Raw genomic sequence first — 7,772 nt, 5'->3', positions numbered from 1 at the left:
CCAGAATGACCTCGCTGCCCTCCGGTTTGCGTAAGTTCCTCTGATTGAGAGTGTGCAGCCGACAGACCTTGTAGCGCCTGATAGACTCCACGACAACTTCAATCGCCGCGAGCTTCGACCATGCTCCAAGTGTTATTCAGCGTTTACCTGAAGATGCTGGTGCTCTACAGCCCGTTCTTCGTGTTGTCCTGCTTCATCAGCCTGACTCGCGGCTACTCGCGCAAGGAACAACGACGCCTGGCCTGGAAAGTGGCGGTCGCCACGCTGGTTTCCAGTGTCTTGCTGTACCTGTTCGGGCGAGTGATTTTCAGCGTCTTCGGCATCACCGTGGATGCGTTCCGCATCGGTGCCGGCAGCGTGCTATTCATCTCGGCGCTGGGCATGGCCCAAGGCAAGTCGGCGGTGCAAACCGACAATGTGCAGCAGGACGTGACCATCGTCCCATTGACCATTCCCTTGACGGTCGGCCCTGGCACCATCGGAGCATTGTTGGTGATGGGCATAGGCCAGCCCCATTGGGACGACAAACTCACGGCGATTCTCAGTATTGCCCTGGCGAGTTTCACCGTGGGCGTCGTGCTTTATCTGGCCAACCACATCGAGCGTATTCTCGGCGACCAGGGCTTGCAGATTGTCAGCCGGTTGATGGGGTTGTTCGTCTGCGCCTTGGCGGCGCAGATCATCTTTACAGGCGTGAGGGGCTACCTGGTGCCCTGAAGACGGGCGTTGCTGGCATAGCAATCAGGGGTGCCCCACGGAAGCCGCTGAAAAGAACGGCTAGTTAAAACGTAAAAAGGCTGTGGAGGTTCCCCCCACAGCCTGCTTAACGATTCAAATTGTGTTGAACGTCTCTGCGGCCATTACTCAGCTGCGGCCAGGACCAGCAAATCCAGCAACTGAATACTGGTTCGATCTCCCAGACCTTCCACCAAGTCCTCGGCGGAAACAACCAGAACCGTCCCCGAAACCCCGACAACCAGCTCCAACTTAGTCCTTGATTCCGTACTGGCCGATTTGGCATTGCGCAAAACCAGGCTCCGCCCATCCTCAGGATCGGTCAGCATCAAATGACCATCGATCATAGTGACCAGCCATTGATCCATTTCCTGCAAGGTCATTTTTAGCAAGCGCCAAGTGGGTTTCAGACCCGCGAAGTCGACGATGAGGCAATCCAGTCGTGACCAGGCCTCTTGAGAGACAGAACACGAGTTTGATTTTTCGTTAAGTCCCAACACAAGTGTGGTGACGCCCTCCGGGATCAGCGCAGACAAAGAGTCAATGTTGTTCCGGCAGTGCACGGTCAACACTTCCCCATTGCGGCGAGTCGTGTCTGCTTGCGCCCAGACGTCATGATCCGCAACCACCCACGAACCTCGATTACTGAACAGCTGGCGATTGAGCGGGTTATACAACAAGGCCGTTTCGCCATCGCGCGCCCCCAGATAAACCGGCCAGCGACCGTTGCTCGGCACGGTCGTGCTGAAGAGTCTCCGGGCGGTAACGTCATACCAGTTGAAGACATCATCAAACCGGCCCGCCGTCAAAACGTCCGTGCTGTGCCGGCCTGCCACCAGCTGCCGAAGTTTCTCTTCCCGACCACTTCGATTGCCCACCCCATGAAAAAAATCGCTCTCCACGCCGATGATGCGCGCAGGCACATTGTCGGACAGCTTTATCCAGACACGCTCATAAGTCAGACCGCGCAGTCCCGCCTCGTGGGGGGAGACTTGGCTGAACGACCATTCTGGCGACTCTCTCTGCAATGCCGGGATCAGGTCTCGACGTAACAGCCGCGTGCCATTTCCGAACGCAGCGGGCAGATCCTCAACAGCCATAAAGCGCTGACGATAAATTCGTCCCGAGGACTCATCCCACAACCATGCAGCTTTCTTGTCCGGGGTAAGCGCCAAAAGACGCAGGTGCTGACCGACGATCGGATCAGCAATCAGCACGCGCTTGTCCACACACCAGACGTTCAAGCGCGCGTTGACGGGGAAGTTCTGCACGCCCGACACTTCGAATTTGTCAGTAGCCAGTCGATCGGCAACCGCCAATGCGCTTTTCCACCACTGCAACCCTGCGCCCTCGGCTTTAACCGCTTGCGAAAGCCACGCTTCGTTTAAGCCGACCAGCGTTGAGTCAGCAATACGATCCAGCCGAAACAACAGGCCATCGCGAGTCTGTGCGATGAGTTGCCTGGCCTGGAAAACAACCTCGGTGACGTTGTGGGGCAGAATTTTCACTGCGTCAGTCGCTGGCTCCTCGCCCTGGACCGTCACCCTTTGACGATACAGGCTGTGATGTTGCTGATCGTAAAACAGGAACATATCGCCATCAGCCTCATGGGTCTTGAGCAAGATGACGTTGGGTTCTTCAGTCTGCCCTTCCATCAAAGGCAGCCTGGGTCGGATGACAAGCCCGTCATCACGACGCACCCAGACATTGTCGGAAGTCCGCGCGCCCTCCTGCAACACGTTGATCGCAGTCAACGGTGCAAACGTGTAGTCCACCAGATTCACCGCATCAAAGGCCGCCAGTTTCGAAGGTCTGACAACCACTTCATAACCCCAGAACACGTTCGCCATGGACAGGGTGGTTTTGCCTTGCAGTAGCAGCTTTTGAGTGTCGGTCAGCTCGCCAATGACCGTCATCAACGAAAGCTCATCCGCACCCAGCAGATAAATCAGCTTCATGGAATGACCGTTGCGGTCACTGATTTTCTGAACGATGCGCATCAACCCGGCCCCAAGATCCTGGAACGCCGTGATCCTTGATCCCGGTAGCGGATCCATTAAACGGTAAATTCGGTTGACCCGGCCGGTGACAATATCCGCGCGCCAGACCAGCACTTCGTCAGGGACGTAGTAATACGCATCGTTGCCGATGATGGCTCCCAGGCGAGCCTCTTTCTCATAGGCCGGATCCAGCCCCCGCACAAACATGAAACGGTCTTCGATCCGGTCGTAATGGGCCGTGGTGTAAACAGGCTTGAGAGGATCTTCGTAGGGAACAGGAAAGTTGCGCACGGCGGTAAAACGCCCGGCAAGATGACTGGATTGAACAGTCGCCTTTATCGCGGACTCAGTCGCACCGGTATCGATCTGCAGTTCGCTGAGCAGCAGCGTCTTCTGCTCCCAGTCGACCTGATAAGACTGTTTATCGAACTGCAGGTACACATCAGGCTTGCCGGGTGCATGCACTTGCAGGGTGCCAAGCTGCAGACCGTCGTGCGCAAACGTCACGTCTTTGACCGCCAACCAGGATGCTCCCAGCGCCCACGACATTGACGCCCCGTCCAAGGATTGCATGAGCTTTAGCGATTTCACACCCTTGGCCAAGCCTACGGTGCACTGCCCTCCCACGCCGGTGATCTCATAGGAGAGATAACCGTGCATCTCCCCAGGCAGTGACGGCACCTGAAGAAACTTGTTGCTGCGACTGAGCACGACGGTGATCGTCGTCGCCTCATAGTTCGGGTACAACACATTGAGGATGTACTCGCTCGGGAACTTGTAGAAGCTGAACCAGAACCGACGATTCCCCTCGTCGTCGTTTTCGAGTTTCAACGCCGTTTCAAAATGCTCGTAGCGGGTGGTCGCGAACGGCAGTGCCTTGTATTCGAATCCCAGGTAGCAGTGCGGGGAGCAAGGCAGTACAACGGTTTCAAACTCCGTAACCTGCGTGATGCTCCGTCGATCGGGGTACTTGAGTGCCTCCCGCACACTGAATCCCTGCGACCGGTCCGGATTTACTTGCGGGGGGTGGAGCGTAGAGGTGCTGGCGGAGAAGATTACCTGGCTACCAAAATCGATGGAACGATCAAGTAGATCAAGACGCGTGATCACCGCATAGGGGTTCGCGCAAAAGGCATCATCAACAACCGAGTAACCCCCTGTTCGGTATGCCTCCTCTACCCGATTAATGTATTTCCCGACTTGACGGGCCTGCTCCAGGATTCCGCCGAAGCCTTCGACCAGCGCGCCGATACCGATTGCCAGCCCACCAAAAATGACACTGCCACCGCCCAGAAATGCTGCCGCTGTGCCTGCACCTACCAACCCCGCTCCGACCCCGCCGACAGCCAGTGCCAGACCGGCCGAGTCAAAGGCCAGTTGCGTTGCGAACTGCGCGCGTTGAGCTTCATTTTCGGCATTGGCCAACAGGTAAATATCAAACCCGACTGCGGCCAGTTGAAGCACTGTGCCCACGCCTTCATTAGCGACATGCCCCAGGGCGTTGACGACCACTGAAGAGGTGGTTCTGGCAACCAGCAGACTGTCGGTAAAGGCATGGCGAACCAGGTTGATTATTTCCACCACATCGACCACGACGCCATGGGTCAGTTGTGCGTAAGCCAGATAACCATGCACGCGAACCGCGTCCGTCAATGGTGTCGATCCATCGCTGTTATCGGTTGATTCCCTGTTCTTCAGCTCCATCAACAGTGCCTGAAGGGCAAAGCCGACATTGAGTGTATGAACCGAGCTGACGTCAGTTGGATCTACCACCACCGGTGCTTTTACCGAAATCGTCTCGTATAGCTCCGTCAGATAGGATTTGATCCTGGGCAGTTGCTCATCATCGGTCACAACTTGGCGCGTCAGCCTGGGATCGCCGGCGTTGATCAGGGTAATTTCACTGAGCCCGACCGAAACGGGACGCAATGATTCGAACACCGGCACAAAGTCGCGACTCAGCTGATGTCGGGATTGCAATCGGCGCGTGGCGCGTTCGATTTGCCCTGCCCAGGCATTCGTGTCGAGGATTGCCAAACCCTGGCCCAGTCGGGCATTTTCCGACAACGAACGGGCGCGCAATGCCGCATGATGCTGCCACGCCTCAATCGTCCGTCCTCCGGCGATCGCCTCGCTGCGCAACAAAGCGCCGACCATCAGCTGCGAAGGCAGCACCTCGCCGGCAATTTTCGAACCGTCGAGTTCGACCAGGTTGAATGTGGGATCCGATCCCTTCGCAAGGCCATAGAGCCCGGCTATCGTGCGGTCCGCGAGAAAATCTTCTATTCCTTTTTGCAGATCCTGCCCGCGTTCAAACGTATACAGGCCGAAGTTGGGATCGTAAAAACGCCATGACGTTTCGCCCTGCTCGACGACTTTGGCTGCCAGCATTGAATGATTGTCGGTGTTTAGCATCAGAATGGAAGACGTCGTTTTCGCCTCCAGGGTCTGCATTACCGTAGCCAGTTTCGCCGACCCCAGCTTGTCGCCAAACTGCGCCATGGGAATGCTGCGCAACTCATCGAGCGCGCGCAGGAATGCGTGGGTTTCAGCGTCCGCAACGGGGACGTTGGCGTTAGCGAGTTTGCCGATCAGTGCCCGCTCTGCCGCATGTCCTTTTTCCAGCGCCGCCCCCATGACCAGTGCCAGCGGATAGCAACGTCGCCCCGGATCACCGTTACCACGAACCAGCAGTCCCTGCGGCAGTTGTTTGGCGGCAATAGCGCCTGCCTGATAGAGCTGTTCGCGGACGCGATGGCCTTTCTGGAGAATCGAAGCCAGATATTCTTCCTTGGCAACTATCTGGATTCGCCCGATAGACTCGCCCCACTGGAGCACGCTCAAAGGTTCAGCGAAGGCTTTTGCCTTTAAGACCCGGGAACTTTGTGCACCCTCGGTTGGCGGCGTCTGTGTGTTCAGAGAGCGTTCGAATGCCTGGGGATTATGCTTGCGCAGGACCTGCTCGATCAGATCGTAACGCGCCGCAAGTCCACGATCCTGAGAGTTGACGGCGAGCGTTCGGGTTGCCTCCCAGGCGCTGGCGAAGCCCTCATTGTCCAGCGTCGTGGCACCGAAGAGCCCGCCTAGCAACACACGGTGCAGGGGGCTCAATTGCTCCACAGACAACTTGTTGCCGGCGATCCGGGTCAGCATTTCATTTAGATTGCCGAAAGGTTCGGCCCCTATTGAAGATGGTATCTCACGAGCAGGTTGTGTCTGGAGACCTTGGCGCTGTTCGAAGCTGATGGCAATGTTTTTCCCAAGTGAGATATCGCCACTCAACTTATCGTTCATTGCACGGATGAAGGGCTCGCCCAACTCATTGAGTAATTGCTGCAGGATCGAGGCCTGCAGCACAGGTTTGCCTTCAATGATCGGCCAGCCCTGTTTGAAGGTGAGCGATTGCTCTTTCAGCAACTCTGTCATATCACCGACGTAACGCGACTTCAGCTTCCCCGCCTTCCACTTCTCCTGCTCGTTTTTCAGCCATGCCTCTGGCTGGGCATTAACGGTCCAACCGGAAATTCGTTCTTCTTCAGTGTCGACGTTATAGCCCTCGGCCAACTTTAACTGACCGTGGACATAATTCTTATCGTCCTCTGCAAGGTGCGTTTCGATGTATTCATTCAGTCCGCTGATTGCAGCGCCTGGTCCGGTCAACGTGATAGTGCCGCGCGCGCCGATGCGAATTCCATCTTGGTAATACTCAAAAATGGATTGGCCCAAGTTGGATAAAATGTCCCGGTATGACTGTGTGAGCGCCGCTCCTGAATCTTTCTTTTCAGTCAAAATTGTTTTTATGGCCTCCAGCAACGCATTGCTATCTCCCCATTGTTTTCTATCGTGGAACAGTCGACCTTCAACCTCATAAAGGCAGTCGTAGTTGAACCGGATCATCTGCATAACCGATTCGGTCATACCACTATGTGGATGGGCGAGAAAGTGCGAGTTCATTTCCCTGTCACCCTGAATGGCCATCCGAAAACCCTCTTGCGGGGCCAGACCATTCCGAGGCGAAACAAATACCTATAGTAAATCGGGATTACTACGGGCGAACTTGAGTAGCGCTTCTTTATCCCCGACAGGAATTTCATTGGTTCTATCGGGATAACGTTGCAGGTCTCGACCGGGCATAAGGACGTCATTATGGTTCAGCAACAACTGCAAGACGCCGAGCCGGGCAGGCCCGCTAAACCTACGAATATCAACGCCACCCAACGTTTCGGCAAGCGGTGGCAAATAATCCATATCACTGTAACGACCACCCTCCAAATACTCGGCTTGCAATCGCACGACATCACTGGCAGCGGCAAAATTTCCGCGCATGGCGACTTCTCGCTGATAGACATCCTTTAAATAATGGTCGGCGAATTCATGGCGAACATCCCGCAACCGTAGATCCTGCCCTACCACCTCCAGATGCGTGTCCAGACATTTCTGGCGAAACGCTTCCAGGACTGATCGATCCTTGCCATAAGCCCGAACCATCAAGTCCATTCGCGCTTTGTCCGCCTTGCCGGCCCACTGGGGTTGAGCGAGAAATTCCGCCATTTGAAGTTTCAGCACACGGGCGCGGTCCTCGATCATCATTGAGAGTTTCAAGGAGTCCTTCACCTGATCGCCCCCGGACTCCATCGCATGCACTCTGGCGCTGTCGAGAATCACCCGGTTCATTTCGAAGGCCAGCAACGCATCGCTGTCGTACCAGAGATTGAAGGTGTACCCCTCTGGGGCGAGGACCTTACGCCAGATATTCATGTAATCACGCTGAATCGCCCCTACTTCACTGCCACCGACCCACACGAAGTGCATGATTTTTGGCACGGGTGCCGCTGCCTTGGAAAGCATGCCGACAGTATTTGACAATCTGGAAGCATATTGCTTGAGACCGGTATGGGCCTGCCTGAGGGCTGGCGACGGCCGCGTAGATTTTTGACGAAGCAGCGACTCGAATACTTCCTGAAAGAGTTTCACAGGGGGCAGTTTTTCAGGTGAAAAAACACTTTCATTCGCAAGGGAATAATATCGCTCAAGCGC

The 7,772-nt window shown here is 55.7% G+C and carries 3 protein-coding genes; 1 reads left to right on the top strand and 2 read right to left on the bottom strand.

All coding sequences use genetic code 11. From position 1 onward, the window contains the following. Positions 1-120: 120 nt before the first annotated feature. Entirely contained in the window at positions 121-717 is a 597-nt protein-coding gene (locus AC1DRJ_RS15340) for a MarC family protein (RefSeq protein ID WP_477802914.1), read from the top strand. A gap of 143 nt (positions 718-860) precedes the next feature. On the opposite strand, the gene AC1DRJ_RS15335 is transcribed toward AC1DRJ_RS15340, so the two are convergent. Together AC1DRJ_RS15335 and AC1DRJ_RS15330 are read right to left on the bottom strand one after the other, a co-directional pair. Then, positions 861-6,713 carry a TcdA/TcdB pore-forming domain-containing protein gene (locus tag AC1DRJ_RS15335; RefSeq protein ID WP_477802913.1) on the bottom strand — a complete coding sequence of 1,951 codons (5,853 nt, stop codon included), beginning with the start codon at positions 6,711-6,713 and terminating at the stop codon, positions 861-863. A gap of 48 nt (positions 6,714-6,761) precedes the next feature. Further along, on the bottom strand, positions 6,762-7,772 hold a 1,011-nt coding region (locus tag AC1DRJ_RS15330), incomplete at its 5' end, for a TcdA/TcdB catalytic glycosyltransferase domain-containing protein (RefSeq protein ID WP_477802912.1).

Source organism: Pseudomonas sp. P5_B2 (genome assembly GCF_056400445.1).
The sequence above is the reverse complement of the archived record's forward strand: the minus strand, read 5'-3'. Positions and strand labels throughout refer to the sequence as shown.

Coding starts and splice junctions, on each gene's coding strand:
- AC1DRJ_RS15335 (WP_477802913.1), bottom strand. CDS start 6,713: ATGGCCATTCAGGGTGACAGGGAAATGAACTCGCACTTTCTCGCCCAT.
- AC1DRJ_RS15340 (WP_477802914.1), top strand. CDS start 121: ATGCTCCAAGTGTTATTCAGCGTTTACCTGAAGATGCTGGTGCTCTAC.